This window comes from Arthrobacter sp. 49Tsu3.1M3, from assembly GCF_900168135.1.
In the GTDB taxonomy this organism is placed as follows: Bacteria; Actinomycetota; Actinomycetes; order Actinomycetales; family Micrococcaceae; genus Arthrobacter.
In genome coordinates, this window is sequence record NZ_FUZD01000001.1 from 270,566 (window position 1) to 295,744 (window position 25,179).

Consider the following 25,179-nt stretch of genomic DNA (forward strand, 5'->3'; position numbering starts at 1 on the left):
CCGGCTTCTGTGCCCCGTGGTCCGGGCGCGAGCTCCGGCGATTACGCGATACGGTTCGCCAGCGTTGGCGGCCGTCCGTTGATGACCGTGCGCATCCCCTGTGCTTCGTATGCGGTCAGGGTCAGCATTGCCGGCGAAACGATCACGCCGGATCCGCGGACACTGGAAAGTTCTCTGGGCACGTGCAACTTCCCGTGGGACCAGGAAGAGGCGCGGATGCAACGATACCTTCAGGCTCCACTTCAGTTCGCACAGCGGGAGAATGAAATCGTGCTGCACAACCCGGAATGGGGAATCACCCTCTTCCGGACCCCCTACGAGGCCTAAGGGAGCGGGGCTGATGTGCTGATCCCGCATCATCCCGAAGCGCCCTGCGCCGTCGACACTTGCGTGATCCAGCAGCGCACAGCCTTGACGCCGAACACCATATCGGCTGAGGCACAGGGACGGGCGGCCGCGATGCGCTCGCGACCGCCCGCCGGTATCGGGTGCACCCTGGGCTCAGCGCACCGACTTGCGCTCGTAGATCGCCATCGACCAGGCGTACCCGGCGACCACGATCACGACGCACCACCCGATTGCGAGCACCGGGCTCCAGCCGAGCGGGGTGCCGAGCAGCAGCCCGCGGATGGCCTCGATGAACGCTGTGAACGGCTGGTACTGCGCGAACCACTGCAGCCACTCCGGCATCGACTCGGTCGGCACAAAGCCACTGCTGAGGAAGGGCAGGAAGGTCAGCACGAGGGGCAGGTTGCTGGCGGTCTCGGCTGACTTCGCCTGCATACCCATGGCCACCCCAAGCCAGCTGATCGCGTACGCGATGAGCACGATCAGACCTGCGGCGGAGATCCATTCGACAAACCCGGCCGTCGGGCGGAAGCCAATCAGGAGGCCGACGCCGAGCACGAGCGCGACGGCGATAATCGCCTGGATGGTATTGCCGAGCACGTGCCCGGCGAGCACCGCGGCCCGCGAGATCGCCATCGTCCGGAACCGCGCGGTGATGCCCTCGGTCATGTCCATCGACACGGTCGTCGCGATGCCGCCGGCGCTGCCTGCGATGGTCAACAGCAGGATGCCCGGCATGACGTACGCGACATACGCCTCCCGCCCGCCGGCCGGGTCCGCGCCGGGCAGGCCGGCCCCAAGCGTGCCGCCGAACACGAACACGAAAAACAGCAGCAGGACTACCGGCCCCACAATGGTGAACACCGACAGGCCCGGATAGCGCAGCATGTGCAGCAGGTTGCGGCGCAGCATCGTCACCGAGTCGGCAAGGACGTGTGATTGCTGGCGTGTGCCCGGCGCCGTCTGGCGCTTGGCGGTGATGGTGGTCATGATTCGGTTCCCTTCGTCTCGACCCGGCCGGTGAGTGCGAAGAACACGTCATCGAGGTCCGGGGTGTGGATGCTGAGGTCGTCGACCTCCAGGTTGGCCGTGTCGAGGCGGTCCAGCACGGTGCGCAGCGCGCCGACACCGCCGTCGCTCGGCACGGTGAGCGAGAGCCCGGCGTCATCGCGGACTGACTCGCCGAGCAGGCGGGACGCGGCGTCGAGCCGCGCGGCATCGGCGAACCGGAGCCGGATGTGTCCGCCGGGCACCAGACGCTTGAGCTCTTCCGGCGTCCCCTCGGCGACGAGGCGGCCGCCGTCGAGCACCGCGATGCGGTCCGCGAGCTCGTCCGCCTCGTCCAGGTACTGCGTGGTGAGGAGCACGGTGGTGCCGTCCGCCACCAGGCTGCGGACGATGTCCCACATGGTGTGGCGGCTGCGCGGGTCCAGGCCCGTGGTGGGCTCGTCCAGGAAGATGACGCTGGGCGCCGAGACGAGGGTCATGGCGAGGTCGAGGCGGCGCTGCATCCCGCCCGAGTATGTGGCGAGCGGCTTGCGGGCGGCCTCGACGAGGTCGAACTGCTCAAGCAGCTCGGCCACCCGGGTCTTGGAGCGCTTGGCCCCGAGATGGCGCAGCCGGGCCATCAACAGGAGGTTCTCCTCGCCGGTGAGCAGCTTATCGACGGCGGAGAACTGGCCGGTCAGGCCGATTGCGGCGCGGACGCCGTCGGAGTCGCGGACGACGTCGCGCCCGTTCACGAGTGCCGTGCCGCCGTCGGGCCGCACCAGGGTGGACAGGATGTGCACGGTTGTCGTCTTGCCGGCGCCGTTCGGGCCGAGCAGCGCGGTGACGGTGCCCGCGCCCACGGTGAGGTCGACGTCGTCGAGCACGGCCTTCGCGCCGTAGGACTTCCGCAGCCCGCGGACTTCGATTGCTGGCGTGTTCATGTGCCTCGTTCCCTTCTGTTGGTGGCCCGGAGTCATTGGGCGCGCTGGATGCTGATGTCGCCGTGCTGGGTGCGTGCGCGCACTGCGACGGTCTGTTCGGACGCGTCGGGAGCGCGGTCGCTGCCCAGCTGGTTGCGGACGTGCCCCTCTTTCGAGGACAGATCGAGCCAGGCGGGAACGCCGGGCCGCACGCCGATGGTGACCTGGCCGAAGCCGCTCTCGACCTGGATGGAACCGCTCGAGACTTCCGCGAGCTGGATGCTGCCGTAGGCGGTCTTCGCCGCGACGGAGCCGAGTGCCTTCGTGATTTCGAGGTCGCCGTAGGACAGCTTCGCCTCCAGGTCGCCGCCGGACTCTCCGATCAGGATGGTGCCGTGCGACGCCTTGAGGATCGCGTCGCCGGTGACTTTGCCGATCCGGATCTGACCGTGGTCGGCCGTGATTTCGGCCCCGCCCTCGGCGGTGCCCAGGGTGGCGTTGCCGTGCGAGGCGCGTAGCCACAGGTCGCCGGTGGAGTCGAGGTCCACACGGCCCATCGAACTCTTGATCCGGGTTGCGCCGAGGCGTCCGACGGTGCGCACGCCGCCGACCCCGATCTCGGCAGTGAGCCGCGACCCGGGCGGCAGTTCGACCTTCACATCGACCGACTCGGTGGGGCCGATCCAGCTGATGCGGGGCCGCGGGCCGGTGATGACGAGCCGCTGGCCGTCGACGTCGATCCTGGTTTCTTCCGCGCCCCGGCGGTCGACCGCCTTCGCGGGGTTCGTCGGCGAGACGGTCACGACCGTGTCGTCGCGGTCGGTGGCGATGATTTCGATCGCGCCGACCTGCAGTTTGATGGCGAGGTCGATGGGGGTGGGGGTGTCGTAGGTGGGCATGCTGGCGCCTTCCTTTTGGGTGTGTTTGATCGACCCCGCGGGTCCGCGTGGTTGGTGGTGTCGTGTGGTGGTGGGCGGTTTAGCGCGCCCAGCCGGCGAAGTTGTCGCCGGTGCGCAGCGTGCGCTGCGCGGATCGTCGCTGCTTGGGCTGGAGAGCGGCCGCGACCGCACGGACCAGCCAGGTGTTGACGGACAGGCCGTCAGCGGCCGCGGCCTCGTCCACCCGCGTCTTAAGGGCATCCGGCAGGCGGAGCGTCGTGCGCGAGGTGCTCGCGTCGTCGAGGTCGAGGGGTGCGGCCGGCCGCTCGTCGGTGTCAGGTTCGGGGTTCGGCTGGGTCACCACGAACTCGACGTCGCGTCCGCGCAGCCGCATGTCGACTGACCCGGGTGCGAGGTCGCGGGTGATCTCGCCGACAGCGGCCGACAGAACGTCGAGAAGCACGAGCCGGGTCGCGGCGTCCAGTCCGGCGGCGAGCCGCTCGGCCGCGGCGCGGGTTTCCTCCGAACCGTTCTCCGCGGCATCCACTAGCTGCCGCTGTAGGTCGGTGACGTATTGTCCGAGTTCCATGCCACCATAGTGACACCACGGTGGTGTCACGTCAAGCCTTCGTGGTGTCACGGGTGATCCGCAGGTTGGTGCGGCGGCCCGATGAGGATGAAGACGGGGAAAGGGCCCCCAGCCCTGACTCCTAGTTGCCGCCCTGTCGGTTCACCATTTCGGCGATCCAGACAGGCGCGAACGGAGAGGTGCAGTTCGGGGGCGTCGGGTAATCCTTGAGCACCTCCAGGCGCTCGCCGATGCCGATCGCGCGGGCGCGGTGTTCGGAGTGCTCAATTCCGATCTGGGCCAGGCAGTGGTTCATCGCCCACTGCAGGCGGTCCGGGGCGTCCTTCATCTGCGCCTCGATGGTGTCGAGCAGTCCTGGCAGGTCGAGGCCCTCCGGCTTCTTCGCAACGCGGTCGGTGGTCAGCGCCCAGCCGGCACTTGCCACAACCGGGTCCGGATCGGCGAACCAGGCCACGCGCAGTTCCTCGGCATGCGGGTTCTTCTTCACCACGTAGTTGACGAGCCAGTCCTGCACCTTGGGAGTGTCCGCCTGGCGCAACATGCCGTCCAACTCGTCACGATCGAACGCCTTCGGCCGGCAGATCAGGAGCGCCAGGAGCCGCGCCGCGGTGTCACCGCTCCCCCACAGCTCACGTGCAAGCTCCTGCTGCGTCTTGAGCCGCTTGGCTACCGCCCGCAGCTTGCCGAGGTTCACCCCGTGGTCGTCACCGTGCCTGGCATTCACGTCCCGGATCCTCGGGTCCTCGAGGTCGGCCAGCTCGGCCATCACCTCGGCCGCCGTCGTTCCGGTTTCCGTCGTCTGGGCCACGTTAGCCTCCTGTCCGTTGCTTGTGCGATTCAGCATACGACGGCGGTTCGGCCCCCCGTGGCTACAACCCGGATGCAGCTGACTTCAGAAAGCCACACTCCCGGACTCCGCCCGCGCTCCCTGTTAAGTGCCCGGTGCCTGCCTGTGAATCGCCCGGTGCCCCTTGCCCCAGACTGTTGCCTGCGGCAAGCTGTTGATCAGCTGATGAATTGATCAACTGGGAGAGACCCGACGGCGGCGACGCCCGGAAGGTTGCCGCGGCGGTGCCGTTGCGGGGCACGAACCCCGCAGGACGGGAGGGCTCGGACTATGGAACGTGCAGTATCCAGGCCGGCAAGATTTCGCGCCGCCGTCATCTTCTCAGTGATAGCGGTGGTGGTAATTCTTGGAATTGCGTGGATCGTCAATACCCGGTCAACGGTGCCGCCGCCGCCTCCAGGAGCATCCGGGGCTCCGGTGAGCAATCCTTCGGTGTCGGGGCGTGCGACTTTCCAGAAGGTCCCGAACCAGGTTCTGTTTGCGCTTGATGATTCCGGAAAACCGGATCTCTCCGGAGACCTGACGAATATCAAGCAAGGTGACGCCGGCGATTGCTATTTCCTCGCGGCGTTGATGACAGTGGCCTCCCGGGCCCCTGCGACTGTCTTGAACATGGTTCATGACAACGGCGACGGCACCTACACCATTTCTTTCCACAGCAAGTACGACGGGGTGTCCGATCCCGTGACGGTCACGGTCAACGGTGATCTTCCGTACCGCCGCGGCAAGCCCTTCGAAAACGGCATCGAGAATATCGATGGCAAGAACGTGTCATGGGCCGCGATTATCGAGAAAGGATGGGCGGCCGCGAACGGCAACAGCTACAAAGGCATTGATGGCACCGACCTCAGCAACGCCCAGGATCATGATGTGCACAACGCCCTCTACGCCATCACCGGCGAAGTGGGCGTCGACCGCAACCCCGGCGGCCCCATGACGGGGGTGAGCTTTGAGCAGATGCAGCAGGATTTCACGAACGGCCTCGTGACCTTTGGGACGTCCAACTCCGACGGCGAGCTGGTCTCCGACCATTCCTACGCATTGCTGGGTCTGAATCCCTCCGACAAAACGGTCGTGGTGGGTGATCCTGAGGGTGGCCACACAACACTGGCCTTTGCGACCTTCCAGTCAACGAACATCAACCAGTACATCGCGATCCCGACATATCCTTGAGCGGCGGCCCTAAACGGCAGCCATAACCCGCTCGCCGTTGAAGTATTCGAGTTCCCAGCCGTCGACGGCATGGTGGTGGGCCAGGTTGAGCACGGCGTTGTCGATGCTTTCCAGAGTGCGGCCGATGGCACGGCTGAGACTCACGCGCAGGAGCGTGCCGTGGGCGACGGCCAGGACGCGGCGGCCGCGGAATTCCTCGGCCAGTGCCTCCAGCGCGGCCAACCCGCGGCCGGCGGCCTCGTCCTCGCTTTCTGCGCCGCGGAACCCATTGGGGATGCGCAGCGCGTCCAGTTCAGGGCCGGCCTGCAGCCCCTCCGCGGGTCCGAAGCTGCGTTCGGCGAGCTCCGGCACGCGCCGGGCCACGCTGAGCCCGAGCCCGGCGGCAATGAGGTCGGCGGTTTCCACGGCACGGCTCAGCGGTGAGGACACGATGGCGTCCCATTCATAGGCGGACAGGACGGCGACGGCGTCGCGCGCCTGGCCGCGGCCGACGTCGTTCAGCGGAATGTCGGTGGCTCCCTGCAGCCGGCGCTGCGCGTTCCAGTCCGTCTGGCCATGGCGGACGAGGGCAAACGTCGTTGAGGTCATGCCCTCCATTCTGCCCTGACGGCTCCCATTCCCGAGATTCGACGTCGCGCTCGGGCCCGACGCCGGATCGCGCCGAGTCCCGCAGGGGCCCGGTGGGCAGGTCCGGGCGGGTCCGGTTCGGCCCGGCCGGTGACACGGGGGCAAGCTAGGGACGGCGCCGACGGACCTCGATCTGGCCGTCGTTGACCCGGGTTTCGTAGGCAGGCTGCGGGTGCGATGCCGGTCCACGGACAATGCTTCCGTCCTCGAGCCGGAAGGTGCTTCCGTGCCACGGGCACGTGACGCAGCCATCGGAGATTCTGCCTTGGTCAAGAGGGCCGCCCATGTGGCTGCACACGCTGTCCAGGGCGTAGAGCTTCGCACCCGAGCGGTGCAGCAGCAGGGACACGCTGCCGACGTCCACCCTGAGCTGCTTGCCGTCGGGCAAATCGCCCTCGCCGGCTACCCGACGCCATTCCGAAGGACCGTTCCTGCCCGCGGTTTTGTTGACGTTTACCGCGTTTGCATAGGCGAGGTGTCCGCCCAAAAAGCCGCCGAACATCAGGACGCCAAAACCCGTTTTCCCCAGCGCCTTACCAAGGCCGCGGTGTCCGCTGGCACGCGCCACCGCAGACCCGGTGTAGAGGCAAAGGGCTGTGGCGTTGGCGGCGGCGTGAACCAGGCCCGTCCGCCTCGTCTTCCCTTGTGTGTCGGACCAGTCGTTCAGCCCGGCGGCGGCAGTGGGGACTGCCGTGGCGATCCCAACGGAGACCAGCAGGTCTGCCGCCGCCTCGGACTGCTTACCGCCGAAAGTGTCCAGAAGCGCTGCCATGCTCCAGGCCCCGATGGGCAGATCGGTGAGTATCGGGTGAAGCGGATGGCCCAGGTAGGTACCGCTGAGGAAGTTCCGGATCGGGCGCGCCTGGACTGCCTGTCCTACGATCTTGGCCAGGGATGCGGCCACGCCGTCCAGCCGGTCGAAGCGTTCTATGGCGTTGACTACGGAATTCTGCAGGTTCACAGCTCCTCCTGTAACTGGTCGAGATGTTTGTCTGGACGGTTCAGGAGTCAGCGATGTGGGTTCTCGTGGAGAAACCCTGTGGTGCCGGGCTGCTCCGCAAAGGGCCGCTCCCTCGGCTCACTGTAGGCCGACGAAGTCTGATCATAAAGACCTAATTCTTTGAACTGGTCTCACCCGCAGCCGACGGCGGGAGACGCGGTGGGTTACCCCGTGGCGCCGGACTGTGCGGCGTAGGCAGTGGCCCGGTCGCGTACGTGGGCAACGTATGGATCAGACTGGTTGTAGGAGTAGATGGCGTCAGCCCAGCCTCCGGCGGTGGTCAGGTCACCGCCGTGTGCGCACAGGTACGAGGCGGCACTTAGTGCGGCGTCATCGATGTTAAACGGGTCGGCTGTTCCGTCGCCGTTTCCGTCCCGCCCTGCAAGCTGCCATGTAGCGGGAATGAACTGCATGGGTCCGACGGCGTGGTCCCAGCGGGCGTCACCGTCCAGGGCGCCGGCGTCCGTATCTGGAATCGCGGCGAAGCCGTCGCCATTGAGGCTCGGGCCGACAATTGGCCCGCTCACTTGGCCGGTGGCGGTGAGGCTTCCGCCACCGTACGTTCCGTGGCCGGATTCGACGAAGCCCACCGCTGCCACCGTATTCCAGCCGATTCCGCACGTCGGAGCCGATGTGTTGGCCGCAGCGGCCGCAGCCACGTAGGCCTGGAGCGCCCGGGCAGGGATGCCGGTCTGCGCGGCGGCATGGGTGAGCCACTCGGCGTCCGCGCTCCGGGTGATGTTGACGGCGGAGGTGATGCCGGCCGACAGCGATTCGAGCTTCGCCTCTGCCCGCGGCGGCGCGGGCAGGGCCACGCGGGTCTCCGCGCCGGAGAACCGCGTGGCCCAAAACAAGAACCCTGTGATGACGCAAAATACGAACAGGCCGAGCACGGCAAGGCGTTTCAGACGGAGCATGGACTAAGCGGGCAGGCCGTGGACGGTGCTGACCCGCCGGCCCGGCGCGGCGCGGGAAACCGCGCCGCGCCGGACACGCGGGAGGCCATGGCCCTAGCCTTCACATTCGACGCAGTAAGCGTGGCCGTTCTTTTCGCGTGCAACCTGGGACCGGTGCCGGACCAGGAAGCACGAGTAGCAGGTGAATTCGTCCTGCGCCTGCGGGATGACCTGCACGACGAGTTCCTCGGCGACAATCTCCCCGCCCGGGCTGATCGCATCGTCAAAAGCGTCAGCTTCATCCAGTTCACGGACAACGCTGCGGGCATCCGGGGCGTTGGCGGATTGCAGCGCCTGCAGGGAATTATCCTGCGACTCCTTGACGTCGGATCGGACTTCGTCGTAATCGGTTGCCACGGGGGTGACTCTCATTCCTGTGTTTAGTTCTGACGGGAAGCCAACGTACACCATTGCGCGCGTCGCTGCCTCATGTGAACCAAGTCCTTCAGGCCGAGCGGAGTGGCGGGGCCGCATCGACGGGCACCGGCGCGGGGTCCTGGGAGCCCGAGGGGCCCGCGTCCGCCGGACTGCTGCGGGCAGCCGCGACGAAGGTGTTGGCCGGTCGGGGCAGCCCGTAGTGTTCGCGGAGCGTCCGTCCACTGTATTCGCGCCGGAAGAGTCCGCGGTCCCGCAGGATCGGGATGACGTGGTCCACGAAGGCGTCCAGGCCGGACGGGAGCACGGGCGGCATGATGTTGAAGCCGTCTGCCGCTCCGGCCTCGAACCATTCCTGGATCGCGTCGGCCACCTGCTCAGGGGTGCCGGAGAAGGTACGGTGGCCGCGGCCGCCGCCGAGCCTGCCGATGAGCTGGCGCACGGTCAGCCGTTCCCGCCGTGCGAGGTCCACGATCAACGTGTACCTGCTCTTGGCCCCTTCGATCTCGTCCTCGGAGGGCAGGTCCTCCGGCAGCTCGGCGTCGAGGTCCAGGGATGCTGCGGGGACCCGCAGCACCCCGGCGAGCTGCCTTCTGGCGTGCTCCGGGTGGATAAGCTCGTCGAGTTCTTGCTCGAGCCGCCGCGCCTCGGCCCCGGTGGAGCCGATGACGGGAACGATGCCCGGGAGCACCTTGATCGTTTCCGGGTCACGGCCGGCGGCGGCGGTTCGCCGCTTCAGGTCGGCATAGAAGCGCTGCGCATCGGGCAGCGTCTGCTGGGCCGTGAACACCGCTTCGGCGTAGCGGGCGGCGAATTCCTTGCCGTCCTCCGAGGAGCCGGCCTGGACAATCACCGGGTGGCCCTGGACGGAGCGTGGCACGTCCAGCGGGCCCTGGACGCTGAAGTACGTGCCGGCGTGGTTGACCGGGTGGACCCGGGTGTTGTCTCCCCAGGTCCCGGCTTCCTTGTCGCCGAGAGCAGCGTCGTCCTCCCAGCTGTCCCAGAGCTTGCGGGCCACGTCGAGGAATTCCGCGGCCCGCTCGTACCGCAACGCGTGGGCCGGCTGGTCCCGCAGGGAGAAGTTCCTCGCGGCGGCGTCTCCGGCGGTGGTGACCACGTTCCACCCGGTCCTGCCGCCGCTGATGTGGTCCACGGAAGCAAACCTGCGGGCCAGGTTGTAGGGGTCGTTGTAGGTGGTGGATGCCGTGGCGATCAACCCGATGCGGTCGGTGACGGCGGCGATGGCGGCGAGCAGGACGGTCGGCTCGAGTGTGCCGTAGGGGCGCTGGCCGACGTCGCCGTGCAGTACCGGTGAGTCAGCGAAGAAGATCGAATCGAATGTGCCGCGTTCGGCCGTCCGGGCCAGCCGCTGGAAATGCGCGACGTCCGTCCCGGCGAAACTGTCGCTTTCCGGCAGCCGCCACGAGGCCTCGTGGTGCCCGGTGCTCATGAGGAACGCGTTCAGGTGCAGCTGCCGTGCCCCGCTCACAGCTGCGCTCCGGGAACGTCGGCGCGCAGTTCGACCGTCTCGGAATAGGTGGACGAATCGCCCTGGATGGACGTGCTGCTGCGTCCGTCGACACCGCGGGGTACGTCGCCGGCCACCGTGACCCGGTTCAGCTGCCGGGGCTGGCCATCATAGTTGTCCGGGGCGTAGTGCTGGGTGATGCGGTTGTCGAACAGCACCAGCTGGTCCGGTTCCCAGTTGACGCGGACCACGTTCTCGGGACGGGTGACGTAGGCCTGGAGCAGCCGCAGGATGTCCTTGGATTCGGTGTTGGACAGTCCCACGATGCGCAGCCTTTGGGCGAAGCCGCCGATAAAGAGGCCGCGCTCCCCGGTCAGTGGGTGGACCCGGACCACGGGGTGGGCGGTTTCGAAGTGGATCCTGGTGAATTCCTTCCGCCGCTCATCGGCGTTGGCGTGCTCGAGGTTTTTCGGCACGGAGTAGTCGTAATCATTGGTGTGGATGGCCCACAGGGTGTCGGCGAAGTTCCGCAGCTCCTCCGGCAGGTCGGCGTAGGCTCCGGCGGCCGAGGCGATCAGGGTCTCCCCGCCGTAGGCCGGCAAGGTGATGCTGCGCAGGGTGGAGGCCTGCGGCGGGTTCACGACGAAGGTGACGTCGGTGTGCCAGTTGTTCGCGCTGCCGTTTTCGCTGTCCACCGGCAGGACCGCAGGTTTGCCCTCGACGGAGGCCACCGTGGGGTGGGCCTGGGTGAGGGGGCCGAAGCGGGCGGCGAAGCGGACCTGGGCTTCGTCGTCGTGGACGTTGGCTTCGCGGAAGACCAGGGCCTTGTGGGTGTTCAGGGCCGCCCGGATCTGGGCGATCGTGGCGTCGCTGAGGTCGCCGCTGAGGTCCAGGCCGCGGATCTCGGCACCGATGCGGGCGCTGAGTTTCCGGAATTCGAGGCGGGTTTCGGTGATTGTTGACATGGTTGGCTCCTTTGGTCTGCGGGGGTTAGTTCGACTGGGATCCGACGGCGGTCCGCCACCGGGAGAAGTGCCGTTCGACGGCGACCAGCAGGTAGTTGACCAGCAGGCCGAGCAGCGAGACGGTGAGGATTCCGGCATACATGTCCGGGATCAGGAAACTGGACTGGGCGTTGACGATCAGGTACCCGAGCCCCGCCTTGGCACCGACCATTTCCGCGGCGATGAGCACCAGGATCGAGGACGTTCCGGCCATTCGGATTCCGGTGAAAATGGTCGGCACCGCCGAGGGAAGGATGACCTTCAGGAACAGCCGGAAATTGGAGAGTCCCAGCGAGCGGGCGGCACGGATGAGCAGCGGGTCTACGGTCCTGACGCCGGCGATGGTGTTCAGCAGCACGGGGAAGAACGCGGCGTAAGCCACGATGCTGATCTTGGAGGTCTCCCCGATCCCCAGCAGGAGGGTGAAGACCGGGAGCAGCGCCAGCGCCGCCGTGTTCCGGAAGACCTCCAGCAGTGGGTTGAGGAACCGGTCAAGGGACCGGTACCAGGCGACCAGCAGGCCAAGGGCCACGGCGAAGACGACGGCGATGCCGAAGCCGCTGGCGGAGCGGGTCAGGCTGGCTGCCAGATGGTTCTGCAGTTGGCCCCTGGCGATGAGTGATCCCAGTGCCCGCAGGACCTCGTGCAGCGGCGGGAGGAAGACCCTGGTCGAGGCCGAGGCGAGGTAGGTGGGGCCAAATTCCCAGAGCAGGATGAACAGCACAATCGCGCCCGAGGCCCAGATCCCGCGTGCAGCCCTGCTGGCTCCGGAACGGGCCAGGGCGGGAAGGCGCTGGGTCGCGGCCGGCCGTGGGGGCCGCCCGGCAGGGGCTGCAGCGGGCACGGTCAGGTCTTTGGTCAGTGTTGGTGCGGTCATCAGGCTGCCCTTCCCTTGCTGAGTTGTCTCTTGCTGAGTTTGGGTGCCTCGTCGGGCGCGGACCCGTCGGGCCGGATCTTGGCGTGCCCGGCTTCCTGGGCTTTCCGGACCTCGTCGTGCAGCAGCGACCACACTTTGTGGCGGTGTTCAATGAAGACGCCGTCGGAGCGGACGTCCCGGTCAGCTGTCCGCTCCCCCAAGTCAATGTCCACAATCTGCTTGAGCCGGCCGGGTCGGGAGCTGAGCACGGCGACCCGCTGGCCCAGGTACACGGCCTCGTCGATGCCGTGGGTGATGAAGATGATGGTCTTGCCCGTGGAGCGCCAGATGCGCAGGAGTTCCTCCTGAAGCTGCTCCCGGGTCTGGGCATCCAGCGCCGCGAACGGTTCATCCATGAGCAGGACGTCCGGCTCGTACGCGAGGCTCCGTGCGATGGCAACCCGCTGCTTCATGCCGCCGGAAAGCTCATGTGGATACCGGTCCTCGAAACCGGAGAGGCCGACGAGCTCAAGGTAGTGGCGGGCCCTATCGGCACGTTCGCTCCGGCTCAGGCGGCGCCCGTTGCTGCCGGTTCCTTCGAGGCCGAAGGCGACGTTGGCGGCCGCGGTGCGCCACGGGAAAAGGGCATACTGCTGGAAGACGACGGCACGGTCGCGGCCGGGCCCGGTCACCTCCTTGCCGTCCACGAGCACCTGGCCGGCATCCGGCCGGGTGAGACCGGCGAGGAGGTCCAGGAGGGTGGTCTTGCCGGAGCCGCTCGGCCCGACCAAAGTAATGAACTCGCCCGCGGCGACGTCCAGGGTAATGCCCTCCAGCGCCGTCAGGGTGGAGCCCGCGGGCTCGTCCTTGCTGGGCCGGACGGTGAACTGTTTCCCGACGTTGCGGAGGCTGATTTTCGGCGTCGGTCCGGTACCGCGGGTCATGATGCCGCCCCGCTCAGCAGTCCGTTGAAATCGTTGGTGTAGTACTTGGACGGGGTGATCCCGCCGCTGACGATGCCGGTGTCGTTCAGCCATGCTGACCAGCGGGTGAAGTCCTGGTCGCTGACGGCCCCCTTGGACGGGACTCCGACGCTCTTCCAGTACTTCAACGCCGCCGTGCTTTCGGAGCGCTGACGCTTGTTGATGATGCTCGTAAACCGCGCGATCACCTCGTCGCGGGGGGTAGTGCGTTCCCATTCAATGGCCTTCGCCACACCGGTGGTGAAGATCTTCGTGGTTTCCGGGTTCTTCTCGATGAAGTCCTTGCGCAGGACGTACTGGCCGCCGGCGAAGGTTCCAAAGAGTTCGAAGTCGCTGAACAGGGACCGCAGGCCGCCCGTGGCCACAGCGTTGTCCTGCAGCACTCCGCCGAGCGCCCCGACGTCGACCTGGCCGCGGCGGATGGCCTCCTCGGTGTCGTTGGGCGGAACGACGACGAGCTGTACCTGCCTGATTTCCTCCTGCGACAGACCGTTCTTCTTCAGGTAGCTGTTGATCACGGCGTCCGCATGGGCTCCCAGGGTGTTGACGGCGATTTTCTTGCCGATCAGATCCCTCGGCGTCCGGATCGGGCTGTCCTGGGTGACGTAGAAGCCGTTGAACGTCTTCTCGTCCTCGCCGTAGTAGTTGATCACCGCAGTGACCGGCGCGCCGGCTTCGATGAGCTTGACCACGGCGCCGGAGAAGGCACCCCCGAAGTCGGTGGCTCCGGTGGCGGCTGATTGGATGCTCGCCGGCCCGCTGATGGTGTTGCCTACCCAGTTCAGCTTGACGTCGCCGAGGTAACCGAGGTCCTCGGCCAGCTCCGGCAGGCTCACGTTGTTGGCCGAGCCCTCATAGCGGAGTTCGGTCACTTCGGGCGCCCCGGGGGTATTTCCGGCCGGGGACTGGGCGCTCGCAGGGCCGCCGCAACCGGAGACCACCAGCGAGACCGCCACGGCGGCAGCAACGCCCAAGGTGGAGAAAAGTCCTGCGGGTAAGTGTCGGTTTTTCATAGCGGATTCTTTCTGGATTCGATGGTGCGGACCGGGGCTGCCGGACCGTGCCCACCATCAGAGCAGAGTCGAATCCGTTCCGCAGGCGCCTCGACACCCGAGGAAACCGTGCGTAATCCGACGACGAAATGAGCCGCGGAGCACAATCGCTACCCGGGAGGTCGCATTGGGAAGCAGTCCGCAACAGGGCAGACTCAGGCCGTCATCTGCGGCCATTCCGGGACATGTCCGCGCCCCGCCGGACGCTCAATGTGAAGTCATGCTGACGCCCGACGACGGCGCGTGACCACGCAGCCGTCGCGCCAGCGTCGCACTACCGTCGCGCCCGGCACGAAAAAGATTCCTCAGAAGAAGCCGAATGTTGCGTTTCCTGAATCGCAAAAGATGGGGTCCGGTTGAGCGATGGATTCACCGCTCGACCGGACACCCTCTCCCCCGGCCTCTCCAGCAGGGCGAACAAAGGCGTGTCCGCCGCTGCCGTGAAGCAGTGGCGAACACGCCTAGAACATCGGGTCGGGCGCGGCCTCCCATGTCTTGTTGACGGGTGCCGGCCAGGAAAATCTCAGACGGTGACGGTCCGGCCGGTGAACGCGATCAGGCGCTCCAGGCTGCTCGCAGTCTCCGCGACCGGCTGGACAGCGGCGAAGCTGCCGCTGGCGCGGACCTGATCCGAGATGGTCACCAGGGCCAGGGCCTCAACGTGATCCGTGACGACGTCGGAGACGACGAGTTCCTGGCCGGTGGCCTTCGCGAAGTCCCACGCGTGGACGAGCAGCTCGAGGTTGACGATCCCGGCGACGACGGTCGCGGGAAGCTCGGCGAAGCCCATGTCGATGGTGCCTTCGAAGCCGCGGCGGCTGAACGCCTCAAGGGTGGCCTGCGCGAGTCCGGCGATGCGAACTTCCGGGCCTGCCCCGGCGTCATCGCTTACGTCCGCGCCCAGCGCGCCGCCGACATGCTTCAGCGAACCGGCCAGGTGCTCCAGCAATTCGTGGGCCGTGAAATTTTCGCAGGGCGTGGCTTTCTCACGGTCCTCCGGGGTGAGCTTGCGCAGCACGCCCAGGAGCACGGCGAGCGAGGCCTCGGCCGAGCTGAGGCGATCGATCGGGTCCGGGGCAGCCGACCATTCGTCCGGACCGGCACCGTCCGGGGAGGAGGTCTCGGCGATCAGGCGGTCCAGGTAGTGGTTCCAGCCTTCGGCGTGTGCTGCTGCCTGTTCGGCGTTGAGGCCGGCATGGACCAGGCGGAGCGTGGTGCCCCCGGCGTCGGGCTCCAGTGTGATCGTCACGGTGGAGGCGCCTGGCGCCAGGTCCATTCCGGACTCCCAGCCCCAAGTGAAGACGATGCGCTTGCCCGGTTCGATCTCCTGGAATGTGCCGGCGGCGTGGTGGCCTGGAGTGACGGTCCAGCGGTAGTCGCCGCCTATCCGAAGGTCAACGCGGGCCGCCACGGTTTGCCAGCGGCGCAGACGTTCCGGTTCGGTGATGAGCGCAAAGGCCTCGTCGGCGCTGACGGGCAGGTGAATGGTTTTGTCGAACGTCATGAGAGTGGTCCCTTGTCTTGAGGCGGAGTATCGGAATTGGTCGGGTGATGTTGCGGGGGCCGGTGACGCTGGGCGGCGAGTGCGGCCGCATCTGATGCCAGCAGATCCAGTTCGTAGGTCCAGAACTGTTCGACAAGGTCACGCAGCCGGCCCATGCCCCCTGGGTCGAGTCGGTAGTACCTGTTCCGGCCCTCTTTGCGGGCAGATACCAGGCCGGCCTGCTCCAGTAGCAGCAGGTGCTGGGATACCGCGGAGCGGCTGACCGTGAAATGCGCGGCCAGCTCCCCGACAGTCTGTTCGTGGCTGGCGAGAAGATGCAGCAGGCGTCTCCGGTTCGGCTCCGCAGCAATCTCCAAGGCATCCAACACCAGAAATACGTTAGTGCTCACTAACGTATTCCGCAAGTGCCCGGCAGGCAGAGGGGTCAGGGAACGCAGGCCGGCGCCCTTGCGGATCGCCGCGGACCGCAGCCCGGGCATGGCGCGGCTGTTTCGGGAAGGGTTTGTCAGGGCGCTATGGCGCCTGCCGGGTTACAGAGATGCCGGTCGAAAAGGCGAGGAATCCCTGGCGCGGCGGCTAAAGGCCCCGGTGGTGCTCGATGAGCCACCGCGCCATCTGCTGGGCGCGCTTGGAAGCCAGCGCGTCCCCTTCGGTGGCGGAAATGATGGAGCCTTTCATCAGGATGTGCCAGGAGCGGGCAAATTCCTCGGGGCGGTCCAGCCCGGCTTCCTCGGCCAGTGCCTGGATATGCCCGCGGATGCGGCTGAGGTAATCGATGCTCGCCTTGCCCAGCGGGTGCCCGGCGCCCATTTCCAGCAGCACGTTGATGAACGAGCACGCCTCGAAATCCTCGCGCTGGAACCAGTCGCCGAACACGTCAAAGACGGCAAGCAGCCTCTCCTCGGGGGTGTTGCCCCGCCGGCTGGCCTCGGCCACGATCAGGTCAACGGTCCACACCTGGTCCCGGAGTTCCAGGAAGGCCAGCACGAGTGCGTCCTTGGACGGAAAGTGCCGGTAGAAGGTTGCTTTGGAGACCCCTGAACTGCTGATCAGCTCATTGACCCCTACTCCGCGGATGCCGCGGCGGGAGAACAACTCGTAGGCGGTGGCGAGAATGCGGTCCACCGGCTCGTCGCGTCCGGCCATGGCTGTGGCGGGCAGCAGCGTAGAACCCTCGGCGTCGTTGACAATCATGATAAAAAAATTTTACACCGGGCCGAGGCGTACAGACCGGTCTGCCTCGGAGTGTGCTATCAGTCTCGGCAGATTTCCCCCCCAGGCTTTCGGCCGGCACGACGCCGGCGGGCCGGCCAGAGGCCGCCCCCGGCGCCTTGCCGCCATCTAGGGATGCAGAACCCGGTCGCCATCCCGGCGTTGCGAGAAACGACTGTCCAGTGCGTGGACGAAGCTGCGGAGGGTCGCGGATTCGTGCGTGCTGTTGGCCAGCCGGACGATGGCCGAAGCCGTGTGCGCCAACTTGATGTTGTGATGCTGGCTGTAGGCGGAAAGCCGCTCGAAGGCGTCGTCGGACCCGATATGGAGTATTCCCATCAGGATGCCCTTGGCCTGTTCGATCAGGCCTCGGGTGCCAATGGCTCCGGCGACGGCCTCGCGGGCGGACCGGTCCGTTTCAAGTTGAACTGTTCTGGTGAGGTCCAGGATGAACCCGTCGACGAACAACAGCTTCCCGTCACTGTCCAGCACACCCTCCCCCGCCGTCAGGACGCGGCGTTCGCGCCGGCGTGCGTCGAAGAGACGGTGATAATTGGCGAAAAACCCTCCGCCACGGCACACATCCTCAAAGATTTCCCTGCACGGCTTCCGGTCTTCAGGATGCACGTGCTGCATAAGAACACCCACCGTGGGCACCACCTCGCCCCGGCGATAGCCGTGGATCTGGTAAATCTGCTCGGACCACTGCAGCTCCCCCGAGGCCACATCGTAGCGAAAAGTCCCGGCGAGGCAGTCCTCGGTGGCCAGCGCGCTGGAATAGGCCTGCAACGCCTTCAACGCCGTCATGGCCGGGCCTGCCTGCCCCGCCTGCCGGCGGTAGGCCGGTCCCGGGACACGGTCAGCACGAGCTGAGCCCAACCTGCGCAGTCCGCGTCTCCAGCGCCTGCCGCCACCGCACGATCAGCTGCTGGTTCCGGGTCCCTGCGAGTCGGCCCAAGAAGCGCGCTGCGGACGGGATGCGGAGGCGCGGCGGCCCTTCAGGAGACCGGGGCGCCCCGCCACGGGCCGGTCTCGCCCGGGCGCGCTGGCCCTTCACGTGCGTATCGTGGACTCCACGCCTCTGCGCTCTGGGTTCCACGGGAATGCCCTCGGCCACGGACTGGAGCAGCGCATCATCTTGCGGCGCCGAAATTTCCGAGACCAGCCCCATGCCGGCGTACTCCCGTACTGCTGCGATCCCGGCGACCGCCGTCGGCAGGTCTGGAAAGGGCCTGGAGAGGGCCATGACGGTCCCGTCCGGGGCCGTAAGTCGGAATCGGTAGGACGTGTCGGAATCGGTGAACAGTTCGAACATGCCTGTCATAGAACCCTCCTGGAAGCCGGGACCCGATTGTTCCCGGCGACGCCGTTGTCACCGGGAACAGCCTGAATCCACCCGAACGATGCCAGTCACTCGGACCGGCCGGATCGAATTGATGAATTCATGAAAGTCTGAACTATGCAACTGACCTGCGCAAGGGGTAACACCCTGTCTGGCGGCGGCGACGACACTGCATCGGTCCGGCGCTAGGATATGTAAGCGGGCTGACCAAATCAGGGGTGTGCAAGACAGACTTTTCTGTCTTGCACATGCTAGTTTTCCTGTCGGCGGGGCCCGCACAGACGCGCGGTTCAGAATATTTGAATGTGAAGGAGGGAGGCCCCGATGCCGGATGATCTTCCCGCAAGTCCGGTCCAGACCGATGTGAAGGCAGAACTGTTCAAGGCCATGGGTCACCCTGCCCGAATCCAGTTGCTGGAAATGCTCGCCGACGGACCAGTCGCCGTCAGCCGGCTACGCGACAACACGGGCCTTGAGCCGTCGAACCTCTCCCAACATTTGAGCCTGCTCCGCCGCCAGCGCCTGATTGTCCCCTCACGGCGCGAAGGCAGGTTGTTCTATGAACTGGCCAGCCCTGAGGTTAATGTGCTGCTCGCGGCCGCCCGATCCCTGCTCGGATCTCTCTTGGTCACCACCCGGATGCCCCTGAGCCCCATGGCTGAGGACCCTGAAGAAGCAATCCGCTAAGTTGCGGCGCACGCCGGACCATATGGACAACATCGATCGACCGGCCCGGCGGCGTCCGGACCAAAACCAGTAGGGGTATTAATGGCTCACGCCGAGAACGAGACCACCATCAACCGATCACCGGAGGACGTCTATGCGTTCCTCGCCGATGGGCTGAATAACCGCGCATGGCGCTCGGGGGTTCAGGACATAACACTGAAGAGCGGAACACCGGGGGACCTCGGTGCCGTGTACAGCCAGACCCTTTCGGGCCCCGGCGGCCGGCCGATCGTCGGGGACTACGAAATCACGGCGGCGGACCCCGGAAAGCTCCTGGGCTTCCAGGTGGTGGCCGGTCCGGCCCGTCCGGCCGGTGCGTACCGGCTCAGTGAAGCGCCGGGCGGAACGACTGTTCGGTTCACCCTGGACCTGGAGCCCAAGGGACTCATGAAGCTCGTGGGCCCGGTGATTGTCCGGACCATGAATGCCGAGGTCGCACAGTTGACCAACCTCAAAAACGTTCTCGAATCCGCCTAGATGAAGGCGCAGGGCGTTCATTTTTGAGTGTGACCCGCCCGTAGCTGAGGCGATCAGGTGGTAGGCGCCAACCTACATGTCCGGGGGAACATCGCGTCCTTCTGAAGAAGGGACAATCCTTATGGCTCGCATTTTCATCACCGGCTCCACCGACGGGCTCGGCCTCGCCACCGCCCGGACCCTCCTGAACGCCGGCGACGAGGTCCTGCTGCACGCCCGCTCCAGGGAACGCGCCGCCTCCCTCGAAGAACTCGCGCCGCGTGCCATCGGCATCGTGATCGGTGACCTCAGCGCTGCCTCCGAAACCCGGGAACTGGCCGCGCAGGTGAACGCTCACGGGCGGATGGACGCCGTCATCCATAACGCCGGCGTCTATCTCTCGCCGGGGCGCGTCGCGACCCCGGAGGGACACTCCCGCACCCTGGCCGTCAATGTTCTGGCCCCTTACATTCTCACCGCCCTGATCGAGCGGCCCCACCGCCTGATCTACCTCAGCAGCGGGATGCACCACGCGGCCAGCGGAAACCTCCAGGACATCGATTGGACCCGGCGGCGCTGGAACGCCAGCGCGGCCTACTCCGAGAGCAAGCTCTACGTTTCCGCGCTCTCCGCCTCCGTCGCCCGGCACTGGGCCAACGTGCTCAGCAACTCCGTTGACCCCGGCTGGGTGCCCACCAAGATGGGCGGCGCCGGCGCGCCAGACGACCTCGCCATGGGCCAGGACACCCAGGGCTGGCTCGCCGTCAGCCCTGACCCCGCCGCCCAGGTCTCCGGAATGTATTGGCACCACCGCCGGCCGCGGACACCGGCTCCGGAGGTCACCGACGCCGACTTCCAGGACAAGCTCACCGACAAACTCGCCGAACTCACCGGCATCACGCTCTTCTGAAGCGAAGCATCGACCCGGCCCCGCCGGCTCGCGTGGGTAGGTAGTCCCTGCCGGCGGGACAGGTGACGCAAAGTATCCCCCAGCCCGTCCCTATCGTGAGCTCCACCTGTCGGCTTAGGCTGGTCGCATTCTATGAGTGCAGTTGAGCATCGAACACCGCCGGCATCTGGAAGGCCGGCAGCTGGTTCGAGGGGGCCGGAAGGAGGCCGGGATGACGCCGGCGGACAGGACATGGACACCCGAGGACCAGGGCTGGCTCCGGGAAAACCTGCGTGAGGCCATCGACCATCTGGTGGAGATGGGATACACGGTGCGCGGGGGGCAAGGCGAAGATCCTGAACTGATCCACCCCGGCGGCTCGGCCGTGCAGACGTGGCGGGAGGACTACCCCTACGAGCAACGGATGTCCCGCGAAGAGTACGAGCTGGAGAAATACCGGCTGCAGGTCGAACTGCTGAAGTTCCAGTACTGGGGCCAGGACCAGGAGCTCAGGCACGTGATCGTGTTCGAGGGACGGGATGCGGCCGGCAAGGGCGGAACGATCAAGCGCTTCACCGAGCACCTGAATCCCCGCTCGGCCCGGGCAGTGGCATTGAGTAAACCCTCTGACCGTGAACTGGGCCAGTGGTATTTCCAGCGCTACATCCAGCACCTTCCCACGGCCGGGGAGATCGTGATGTTCGACCGTTCCTGGTACAACCGGGCAAATGTGGAGCGCGTCATGGGTTTCTGCACGGAGCAGGAGTTCGACACCTTTATGGTTCAGGCCCCGCTCTTCGAGCGGATGCTGGTGGACTCGGGGATCCACCTGACCAAGTTCTGGTTCTCGGTGACCCGCCACGAGCAGCGCACCCGCTTCGCGATCCGGCAGATCGACCCGGTGCGGCGCTGGAAACTCTCGCCCATCGATCTCGCCTCCCTTGACCGGTGGGAGGAGTACACGGCCGCCAAGGAGGAGACGTTCCTGCGAACCGACACGGACCATGCGCCGTGGATCACCATCAAGTTCAATGACAAGAAGCGGGGTCGGATCAACGCCATGCGCTACTTCCTCAACCAGTTCGACTACGAGGACAAGGACACATCAGTGGTCCACAGCCCCGACCGGCTGATCGTGCGCCGCGGCCGCGAAGCCGCCGGCGACTAGCGGCCACGGGGCCGCCACGATCGCGGCCGCCTGCCGTTGGCCGCAGGCTCGCCGTCGGCGGATGCGCGATCGCCCGGATTCATCGCGCTCACGGTGGGATCCCAGCAGAAGATGACAACATGGGGACATGACTCCTGTACACGGTGCTTCCGGCCTTTTCCGGCGTCCCCAGCCCATCAAACCCAAGGCGGGCCAAGAATCGGTGTGGGACTACCCGCGCCCGCCACGGGTCGAGCCCCGGTCCGAACGGGTTACCGTGCGGCTTGGCGGGCAGGTGATCGCCGACACCACCGACGCGGTGCGCGTCCTGGAGACTAGTCACCCGCCTGTCTACTATTTGCCGTTGGACTCCTTCCCTGCCGGTGTACTCGTCCCGGTCGGGGGCACGAGCTTTTGCGAGTTCAAAGGAGAGGCGCACTACTTCGACGTCGTTGCCGGCGGCGTCGTCGTTCCCCGTGCCGGCTGGACCTGCCCCGAACCCGCCCGGGGGTTCGAGGCGCTCAGAACCCGAGTGGCCCTCTACCGGCTCTCATGGGCTCCTGCCAAGTCAACGGCGAGCAGGTGACCTTCCAGGAAGGTGACTTCTACGGCGGTTGGATCACCACGCAGATCGTTGGTCCGTTCAAGGGCGGCCCGGGCACGGCCGGGTGGTGAGCACAACGCGATGTCCGTTGTGCCCCGCCTTGCCGGCGTGATAGCTTTCCGGTGATCGTGATCAATCTTCAGGAGGTGAGACCCATGAATGCAGTATCCGTAATGGGCGCTCCCCCGAAGTCCACGGTCGCGCGACTGAAGTAGTCGTCTCCGGGAGTGCCGCAAGGCAATTTCGCGAAAGGCGACTCCCATGAACACAACACCCTCTTCAACTCCGCGCAATAAGCGCGCCCTGGTGCTCGCCGGCGCCGGCGCGGCAGGCAACGCGTGGGAGCTCGGTCTCATCGCCGGCCTGTCCGATGCCGGCATCGATGTCACCGAGGCCGATCTCATCATCGGGACGTCGGCAGGATCGACAGTGGCTGCCCAGATCACCAGCGGGACACGGCCGGCGGAACTGTATGCCGCCATCCTCGCCGAGGTGCCTCAGCCACATGCCGGCCACTCCGGACCGAACAGGGGACGCGTTCCGAATTTCTCGGGGAAAACTTACCTGGAGTGGTCCAACGGAATCGTTGGTTCTGCTGTGGATGCCTCCGACATGCGCCGCAGGATGGGCGCCGCGGCACTCGAGATGGATGCTTCCGACGGCTCTGCCCAGACGCGCTGGCGCGACATCGTCGCTGCCCGGTTTCCCAGCCGGCAGTGGCCGAAACAACCCGTGCTGATCACGGCTGTTGATGCGGATACCGGGGAACCGGTCGTGTTCGACCGCCACAGCGGAATCGATCTGGTGGACGCCGTCGCCGCCAGCACCAGCAACGGCTACCGCATCGGCGCGAGCCGGTACATCAACGGCGGCTATCGACGCAGTGAGAACGCCGACCTGGCGGCCGGGTACGGGCGGGTGCTGGTGCTCTCACCCTTCGGCGGCAGGTCGCGGATGCCGCTCGAGTGGGGCATGGATCTCGCCGCCCAAGTCGACGAACTGCGCGCCGGGGGCAGCCGGGTCCAAACAATCTTCCCGGATAGCGCCGCAAAGCACATGTTCGGCGCCAATGCGATGGATCTGTCCCTGCGTCCGGCTGCGGCTCGAGCCGGTTACAGCCAGGGCAGAGCCCTCGCGGAGCGGGTCGCCGAAATCTGGCGGTGATGCCCGAAGCCTGTCGGTATTCAACTGCTACGGCACGAGAGTCCAGGGGTCGCCTTGCGAGGCGCGGTGCCAGGCCTGCCGCGGGCCACCCGATTCGTGCGCCACATCTGTCAGCCAGATCGTGCTGTCCGGGGCCCATCCGGCGATGACCGTCGCCGTTTCGGCGTCGACGTTTAGTTGGCGCGTCGCGCCGTTGAGGTAACCCAGGACGGAGAGGTGCGCGGCGTCCCACTCGCCTGCCACTTGTTCCCAATCCGGGATGACCCATCGGCCATCGCGCCCAGTCACGCGGAACCAGTCGTGACGCCGGGATGCAGTGACCTCCAGTGGGAACCTGCGGCACAGCGCTATCCAATCCTCTGCTGTGCCGATCTCAAGAGTCCGGCCCGCTCCCCGAACGGGCACCGTGGTCGCCTGCTCCCACCCCAGGGAATCTTCCGCGAGGCTCAGTGCGGCCGGGACCTGCCCAACGGTGTGGAGCAGCCCGTGCGGGATCGACCACCAAGTTCCTGACCAGTTGGCGCTAGGGTCGCCCGGGCGTTCTCTTAAGGCCCGCAGTTCCCCGGCCCGTTCGTCCCGGCCCCACCCAGCCAGTGTCTGTCGCGGATTCTTCGGCGGCGGTGCCTGGCCGTTTGACGATCGCCAGTCGATTGACCACTGCTCCGTCCGGCGAGGCTGCCAAAACCACTGGATGTCGGGCAGCGCCATCACCTGTTCCGCGACGGGCGACAAGGCCGCCGTCACGCCCGGCAGATCCGCGAGCACGTCCTCTCCATCGGGCGCCTGCCAGTACCTTGCCGCGTCCACTGACCGCTCGAGGGCCGCCTGCACCAGGTCGCTGTCCAGTTCAGCGAAGTCCAGGGAGTCGAGCCTGGCAGCCAGCTGTTCTGGTGACACGGCAAAGGCCGGCGTCGCGGTCTCCTCCCCGGAGGCATCGGCGCTCAGCGGGACCCGCGAGGTCCCCGGTCCACTATCAAGTTCGTATCCCAACCAGAAGGCCGCCGTTTTGACCTCCGAATCCAGCTGCATCGCCAGTTCGAGGCACAGCCGGCGCCCCCGGGGCCCCCGCAAAAACACGTCCACAGTTGGCGTCATCAGACCATCCTGCCACCAGAGCGAGGCATTATCTGGAGCGGTCTCGGGCGCCGTCGATGATGGCGGATATCGTCGCGACGCGTCTTACCATAGCGAGATGGAGACCACGGTCAGCGGAGTGCCTCTGCACTACGCCGAGCACGGCAGCGGCACGCCTGTTCTCGCTCTGCACGGCGCAGGTGTGGATCATCGCGAGATCGCCGGTGCCCTTGAACCGATTTTCGATGACGTTCCCGGATACCGGCGCCTCTATCCGGACCTGCCCGGGATGGGCCGGACCCCGGCGCCCGAGACGATCACGAGCAATGACGACGTCGTGGACCTTCTGCTCGGCCTTATCGCCAGCACCATTGGGGATGAACCGTTTCTTGTCATGGGTCAGTCCTACGGCGGCTACCTGGCCCGCGCGATTGCGCATCTGCGCCCTGATCAGGCCGTCGGGCTGGCGCTAATCTGCCCTGTTGGCCCGCAGACGCGCGACGTGCCTGAGCACGAGGTCCTTGTTTCGTCGGTCGATCTGACCGGCGCACTCGACTCGGATCTGGAGGCTACCTACCGCAGCTACTTCGTTGTCCAGACGCCTGAAACGCTTCGTCGGTTCCAGGAGTATGTGGCTCCCGCAACCTCCCTGGCTGACGAGTCGAGCCTGATGCGGATCTTTTCGCACTGGGTGTTGCGGGACCGGCCGGAAGCCGCGAAAGCCTATCCTCATCCGGTGTTGGTCGTTGCCGGGCGACAGGATGCCACCGCCGGGCACACAGGACCGTCGGAGCTGATCCTGCACTACCCACGCGCGACGTTGGCCGTACTCGACCGCGCCGGCCACGCCTTGATCCATGAGCACCCCAATATCGCGCAAGCCCTTGTCACCGACTGGCTCATGCGCGTGCGTGAGACGTCGGACGGCAAAAGCTAGCGGGCCGTGGCGCCCGCTGGCGGGCGGAATCCCTGTCTCATGGCTCCGCCGAACAAAG

28 protein-coding genes and 1 pseudogene are annotated in these 25,179 nt (G+C 66.5%); 9 read left to right on the forward strand and 20 right to left on the reverse strand.

Annotated features, from left to right (window positions below; translation table 11 throughout):
• The first annotated feature begins 81 nt into the window (after positions 1 to 81).
• A complete protein-coding gene (locus B5X90_RS01285; protein WP_079549708.1) occupies positions 82 to 327 on the forward strand; it encodes a hypothetical protein in 246 nt (81 codons plus the stop codon).
• A 174-nt stretch (positions 328 to 501) separates the two neighbouring features.
• Here B5X90_RS01285 and B5X90_RS01290 read toward each other — a convergent pair whose 3' ends face one another.
• From B5X90_RS01290 to B5X90_RS01310, 5 genes are all read right to left on the reverse strand, one after another.
• Positions 502 to 1,338 (reverse strand): ABC transporter permease, encoded by an 837-nt coding sequence (locus B5X90_RS01290; protein WP_079549709.1) that lies wholly within the window; start codon positions 1,336 to 1,338, stop codon positions 502 to 504.
• Positions 1,335 to 2,279: an ATP-binding cassette domain-containing protein gene (locus tag B5X90_RS01295; protein WP_079549710.1), complete on the reverse strand. Its 945-nt coding sequence runs from the start codon at positions 2,277 to 2,279 to the stop codon at positions 1,335 to 1,337. The genes B5X90_RS01290 and B5X90_RS01295 overlap by 4 nt, the downstream gene beginning before the upstream one ends.
• Before the next feature lie 32 nt (positions 2,280 to 2,311).
• Entirely contained in the window at positions 2,312 to 3,157 is an 846-nt protein-coding gene (locus tag B5X90_RS01300) for a DUF4097 family beta strand repeat-containing protein (RefSeq protein ID WP_079549711.1), read from the reverse strand.
• Positions 3,158 to 3,236: 79 nt separating this feature from the next.
• Complete coding sequence (locus B5X90_RS01305) at positions 3,237 to 3,725, reverse strand: histidine kinase (protein ID WP_079549712.1); 489 nt, start codon at positions 3,723 to 3,725, stop codon at positions 3,237 to 3,239.
• Positions 3,726 to 3,846: 121 nt separating this feature from the next.
• Positions 3,847 to 4,491, reverse strand: a complete 645-nt coding sequence (locus tag B5X90_RS01310; RefSeq protein WP_256860023.1) for a DNA alkylation repair protein — start codon at positions 4,489 to 4,491, stop codon at positions 3,847 to 3,849.
• 351 nt (positions 4,492 to 4,842) lie between these two features.
• On the opposite strand from B5X90_RS01310, the gene B5X90_RS01315 reads away from it, so the two are divergent.
• On the forward strand, positions 4,843 to 5,745 hold the full coding sequence (locus B5X90_RS01315; protein WP_079549714.1) for a C2 family cysteine protease: 903 nt from the start codon (positions 4,843 to 4,845) through the stop codon (positions 5,743 to 5,745).
• Between the two features lie 9 nt (positions 5,746 to 5,754).
• Here the strand turns inward: B5X90_RS01315 and B5X90_RS01320 are convergent, their stop codons facing one another.
• From B5X90_RS01320 to B5X90_RS21470, 14 genes are all read right to left on the reverse strand, one after another.
• A complete protein-coding gene (locus B5X90_RS01320; RefSeq protein ID WP_079549715.1) occupies positions 5,755 to 6,333 on the reverse strand; it encodes a histidine phosphatase family protein in 579 nt (192 codons plus the stop codon).
• 145 nt (positions 6,334 to 6,478) lie between these two features.
• On the reverse strand, positions 6,479 to 7,333 hold the full coding sequence (locus tag B5X90_RS01325; RefSeq protein ID WP_079549716.1) for a Rieske 2Fe-2S domain-containing protein: 855 nt from the start codon (positions 7,331 to 7,333) through the stop codon (positions 6,479 to 6,481).
• 203 nt (positions 7,334 to 7,536) lie between these two features.
• Positions 7,537 to 8,289 (reverse strand): lytic transglycosylase domain-containing protein, encoded by a 753-nt coding sequence (locus B5X90_RS01330; RefSeq protein ID WP_079549717.1) that lies wholly within the window; start codon positions 8,287 to 8,289, stop codon positions 7,537 to 7,539.
• A 93-nt stretch (positions 8,290 to 8,382) separates the two neighbouring features.
• The gene (locus tag B5X90_RS01335) at positions 8,383 to 8,685 is read right to left on the reverse strand and encodes a DUF4193 domain-containing protein (protein ID WP_018772836.1); all 303 of its coding nucleotides are present in this window, start codon (positions 8,683 to 8,685) and stop codon (positions 8,383 to 8,385) included.
• 88 nt (positions 8,686 to 8,773) lie between these two features.
• Positions 8,774 to 10,192 carry an LLM class flavin-dependent oxidoreductase gene (locus B5X90_RS01340; RefSeq protein ID WP_256859998.1) on the reverse strand — a complete coding sequence of 473 codons (1,419 nt, stop codon included), beginning with the start codon at positions 10,190 to 10,192 and terminating at the stop codon, positions 8,774 to 8,776.
• Positions 10,189 to 11,136: a TauD/TfdA dioxygenase family protein gene (locus B5X90_RS01345; protein ID WP_079549718.1), complete on the reverse strand. Its 948-nt coding sequence runs from the start codon at positions 11,134 to 11,136 to the stop codon at positions 10,189 to 10,191. Before B5X90_RS01345 ends, B5X90_RS01340 begins: the two co-directional genes overlap by 4 nt.
• 25 nt (positions 11,137 to 11,161) lie before the next feature.
• Entirely contained in the window at positions 11,162 to 12,052 is an 891-nt protein-coding gene (locus B5X90_RS01350; protein ID WP_079549719.1) for an ABC transporter permease, read from the reverse strand.
• Positions 12,052 to 12,975 (reverse strand): ABC transporter ATP-binding protein, encoded by a 924-nt coding sequence (locus B5X90_RS01355; RefSeq protein ID WP_079549720.1) that lies wholly within the window; start codon positions 12,973 to 12,975, stop codon positions 12,052 to 12,054. The genes B5X90_RS01350 and B5X90_RS01355 overlap by 1 nt, the downstream gene beginning before the upstream one ends.
• Complete coding sequence (locus B5X90_RS01360; protein ID WP_079549721.1) at positions 12,972 to 14,027, reverse strand: ABC transporter substrate-binding protein; 1,056 nt, start codon at positions 14,025 to 14,027, stop codon at positions 12,972 to 12,974. The genes B5X90_RS01355 and B5X90_RS01360 overlap by 4 nt, the downstream gene beginning before the upstream one ends.
• 562 nt (positions 14,028 to 14,589) lie before the next feature.
• On the reverse strand, positions 14,590 to 15,570 hold the full coding sequence (locus B5X90_RS01365; RefSeq protein WP_079549722.1) for a TIGR03086 family metal-binding protein: 981 nt from the start codon (positions 15,568 to 15,570) through the stop codon (positions 14,590 to 14,592).
• Positions 15,567 to 15,959 (reverse strand): ArsR/SmtB family transcription factor, encoded by a 393-nt coding sequence (locus B5X90_RS01370; RefSeq protein WP_256859999.1) that lies wholly within the window; start codon positions 15,957 to 15,959, stop codon positions 15,567 to 15,569. The genes B5X90_RS01365 and B5X90_RS01370 overlap by 4 nt, the downstream gene beginning before the upstream one ends.
• A 187-nt stretch (positions 15,960 to 16,146) precedes the next feature.
• Positions 16,147 to 16,764 carry a TetR/AcrR family transcriptional regulator gene (locus B5X90_RS01375; RefSeq protein ID WP_256860000.1) on the reverse strand — a complete coding sequence of 206 codons (618 nt, stop codon included), beginning with the start codon at positions 16,762 to 16,764 and terminating at the stop codon, positions 16,147 to 16,149.
• A gap of 147 nt (positions 16,765 to 16,911) precedes the next feature.
• Complete coding sequence (locus B5X90_RS01380; protein ID WP_079549723.1) at positions 16,912 to 17,589, reverse strand: PAS and ANTAR domain-containing protein; 678 nt, start codon at positions 17,587 to 17,589, stop codon at positions 16,912 to 16,914.
• A 52-nt stretch (positions 17,590 to 17,641) separates the two neighbouring features.
• Positions 17,642 to 18,106, reverse strand: coding sequence for a YegP family protein (locus B5X90_RS21470; protein ID WP_079549724.1), 465 nt, complete (start codon positions 18,104 to 18,106; stop codon positions 17,642 to 17,644).
• Between the two features lie 342 nt (positions 18,107 to 18,448).
• Between B5X90_RS21470 and B5X90_RS01390 the strand changes: the two genes are divergently transcribed.
• The 6 genes and pseudogenes from B5X90_RS01390 (at position 18,449) to B5X90_RS01415 (ending at position 23,110) form a co-directional block, all read left to right on the forward strand.
• A complete protein-coding gene (locus tag B5X90_RS01390) occupies positions 18,449 to 18,811 on the forward strand; it encodes an ArsR/SmtB family transcription factor (protein ID WP_079549725.1) in 363 nt (120 codons plus the stop codon).
• An 81-nt stretch (positions 18,812 to 18,892) separates the two neighbouring features.
• Positions 18,893 to 19,327 (forward strand): SRPBCC family protein, encoded by a 435-nt coding sequence (locus tag B5X90_RS01395; RefSeq protein ID WP_079549726.1) that lies wholly within the window; start codon positions 18,893 to 18,895, stop codon positions 19,325 to 19,327.
• Positions 19,328 to 19,448: 121 nt separating this feature from the next.
• A complete protein-coding gene (locus tag B5X90_RS01400; RefSeq protein ID WP_079549727.1) occupies positions 19,449 to 20,216 on the forward strand; it encodes an SDR family NAD(P)-dependent oxidoreductase in 768 nt (255 codons plus the stop codon).
• A gap of 211 nt (positions 20,217 to 20,427) precedes the next feature.
• Complete coding sequence (gene ppk2 / locus B5X90_RS01405) at positions 20,428 to 21,363, forward strand: polyphosphate kinase 2 (protein WP_028276283.1); 936 nt, start codon at positions 20,428 to 20,430, stop codon at positions 21,361 to 21,363.
• 127 nt (positions 21,364 to 21,490) lie between these two features.
• Positions 21,491 to 22,017, forward strand: a pseudogene (locus B5X90_RS01410) (DUF427 domain-containing protein).
• Positions 22,018 to 22,207: 190 nt separating this feature from the next.
• Positions 22,208 to 23,110 (forward strand): patatin-like phospholipase family protein, encoded by a 903-nt coding sequence (locus B5X90_RS01415; RefSeq protein WP_079549728.1) that lies wholly within the window; start codon positions 22,208 to 22,210, stop codon positions 23,108 to 23,110.
• 27 nt (positions 23,111 to 23,137) lie between these two features.
• Here B5X90_RS01415 and B5X90_RS01420 read toward each other — a convergent pair whose 3' ends face one another.
• Complete coding sequence (locus B5X90_RS01420; RefSeq protein ID WP_079549729.1) at positions 23,138 to 24,205, reverse strand: hypothetical protein; 1,068 nt, start codon at positions 24,203 to 24,205, stop codon at positions 23,138 to 23,140.
• Positions 24,206 to 24,302: 97 nt separating this feature from the next.
• On the opposite strand from B5X90_RS01420, the gene B5X90_RS01425 reads away from it, so the two are divergent.
• The gene (locus tag B5X90_RS01425; protein WP_179128997.1) at positions 24,303 to 25,121 is read left to right on the forward strand and encodes an alpha/beta fold hydrolase; all 819 of its coding nucleotides are present in this window, start codon (positions 24,303 to 24,305) and stop codon (positions 25,119 to 25,121) included.
• The last annotated feature ends 58 nt before the right edge of the window (positions 25,122 to 25,179 follow it).

Excerpts from the sequence above, each read along its gene's own strand:
- B5X90_RS01425 (WP_179128997.1), top strand. The coding sequence starts at position 24,303 with ATGGAGACCACGGTCAGCGGAGTGCCTCTGCACTACGCCGAGCACGGC.
- B5X90_RS01395 (WP_079549726.1), top strand. The coding sequence starts at position 18,893 with ATGGCTCACGCCGAGAACGAGACCACCATCAACCGATCACCGGAGGAC.
- B5X90_RS01300 (WP_079549711.1), bottom strand. The coding sequence starts at position 3,157 with ATGCCCACCTACGACACCCCCACCCCCATCGACCTCGCCATCAAACTG.
- B5X90_RS21470 (WP_079549724.1), bottom strand. The coding sequence starts at position 18,106 with ATGACAGGCATGTTCGAACTGTTCACCGATTCCGACACGTCCTACCGA.
- B5X90_RS01305 (WP_079549712.1), bottom strand. The coding sequence starts at position 3,725 with ATGGAACTCGGACAATACGTCACCGACCTACAGCGGCAGCTAGTGGAT.
- B5X90_RS01400 (WP_079549727.1), top strand. The coding sequence starts at position 19,449 with ATGGCTCGCATTTTCATCACCGGCTCCACCGACGGGCTCGGCCTCGCC.
- ppk2 (WP_028276283.1), top strand. The coding sequence starts at position 20,428 with ATGACGCCGGCGGACAGGACATGGACACCCGAGGACCAGGGCTGGCTC.
- B5X90_RS01420 (WP_079549729.1), bottom strand. The coding sequence starts at position 24,205 with ATGACGCCAACTGTGGACGTGTTTTTGCGGGGGCCCCGGGGGCGCCGG.
- B5X90_RS01390 (WP_079549725.1), top strand. The coding sequence starts at position 18,449 with ATGCCGGATGATCTTCCCGCAAGTCCGGTCCAGACCGATGTGAAGGCA.
- B5X90_RS01330 (WP_079549717.1), bottom strand. The coding sequence starts at position 8,289 with ATGCTCCGTCTGAAACGCCTTGCCGTGCTCGGCCTGTTCGTATTTTGC.
- B5X90_RS01295 (WP_079549710.1), bottom strand. The coding sequence starts at position 2,279 with ATGAACACGCCAGCAATCGAAGTCCGCGGGCTGCGGAAGTCCTACGGC.
- B5X90_RS01380 (WP_079549723.1), bottom strand. The coding sequence starts at position 17,589 with ATGACGGCGTTGAAGGCGTTGCAGGCCTATTCCAGCGCGCTGGCCACC.
- B5X90_RS01315 (WP_079549714.1), top strand. The coding sequence starts at position 4,843 with ATGGAACGTGCAGTATCCAGGCCGGCAAGATTTCGCGCCGCCGTCATC.
- B5X90_RS01285 (WP_079549708.1), top strand. The coding sequence starts at position 82 with ATGACCGTGCGCATCCCCTGTGCTTCGTATGCGGTCAGGGTCAGCATT.
- B5X90_RS01350 (WP_079549719.1), bottom strand. The coding sequence starts at position 12,052 with ATGACCGCACCAACACTGACCAAAGACCTGACCGTGCCCGCTGCAGCC.
- B5X90_RS01355 (WP_079549720.1), bottom strand. The coding sequence starts at position 12,975 with ATGACCCGCGGTACCGGACCGACGCCGAAAATCAGCCTCCGCAACGTC.
- B5X90_RS01290 (WP_079549709.1), bottom strand. The coding sequence starts at position 1,338 with ATGACCACCATCACCGCCAAGCGCCAGACGGCGCCGGGCACACGCCAG.
- B5X90_RS01360 (WP_079549721.1), bottom strand. The coding sequence starts at position 14,027 with ATGAAAAACCGACACTTACCCGCAGGACTTTTCTCCACCTTGGGCGTT.
- B5X90_RS01310 (WP_256860023.1), bottom strand. The coding sequence starts at position 4,491 with ATGGCCGAGCTGGCCGACCTCGAGGACCCGAGGATCCGGGACGTGAAT.
- B5X90_RS01365 (WP_079549722.1), bottom strand. The coding sequence starts at position 15,570 with ATGACGTTCGACAAAACCATTCACCTGCCCGTCAGCGCCGACGAGGCC.
- B5X90_RS01415 (WP_079549728.1), top strand. The coding sequence starts at position 22,208 with ATGAACACAACACCCTCTTCAACTCCGCGCAATAAGCGCGCCCTGGTG.
- B5X90_RS01345 (WP_079549718.1), bottom strand. The coding sequence starts at position 11,136 with ATGTCAACAATCACCGAAACCCGCCTCGAATTCCGGAAACTCAGCGCC.
- B5X90_RS01320 (WP_079549715.1), bottom strand. The coding sequence starts at position 6,333 with ATGACCTCAACGACGTTTGCCCTCGTCCGCCATGGCCAGACGGACTGG.
- B5X90_RS01375 (WP_256860000.1), bottom strand. The coding sequence starts at position 16,764 with ATGATTGTCAACGACGCCGAGGGTTCTACGCTGCTGCCCGCCACAGCC.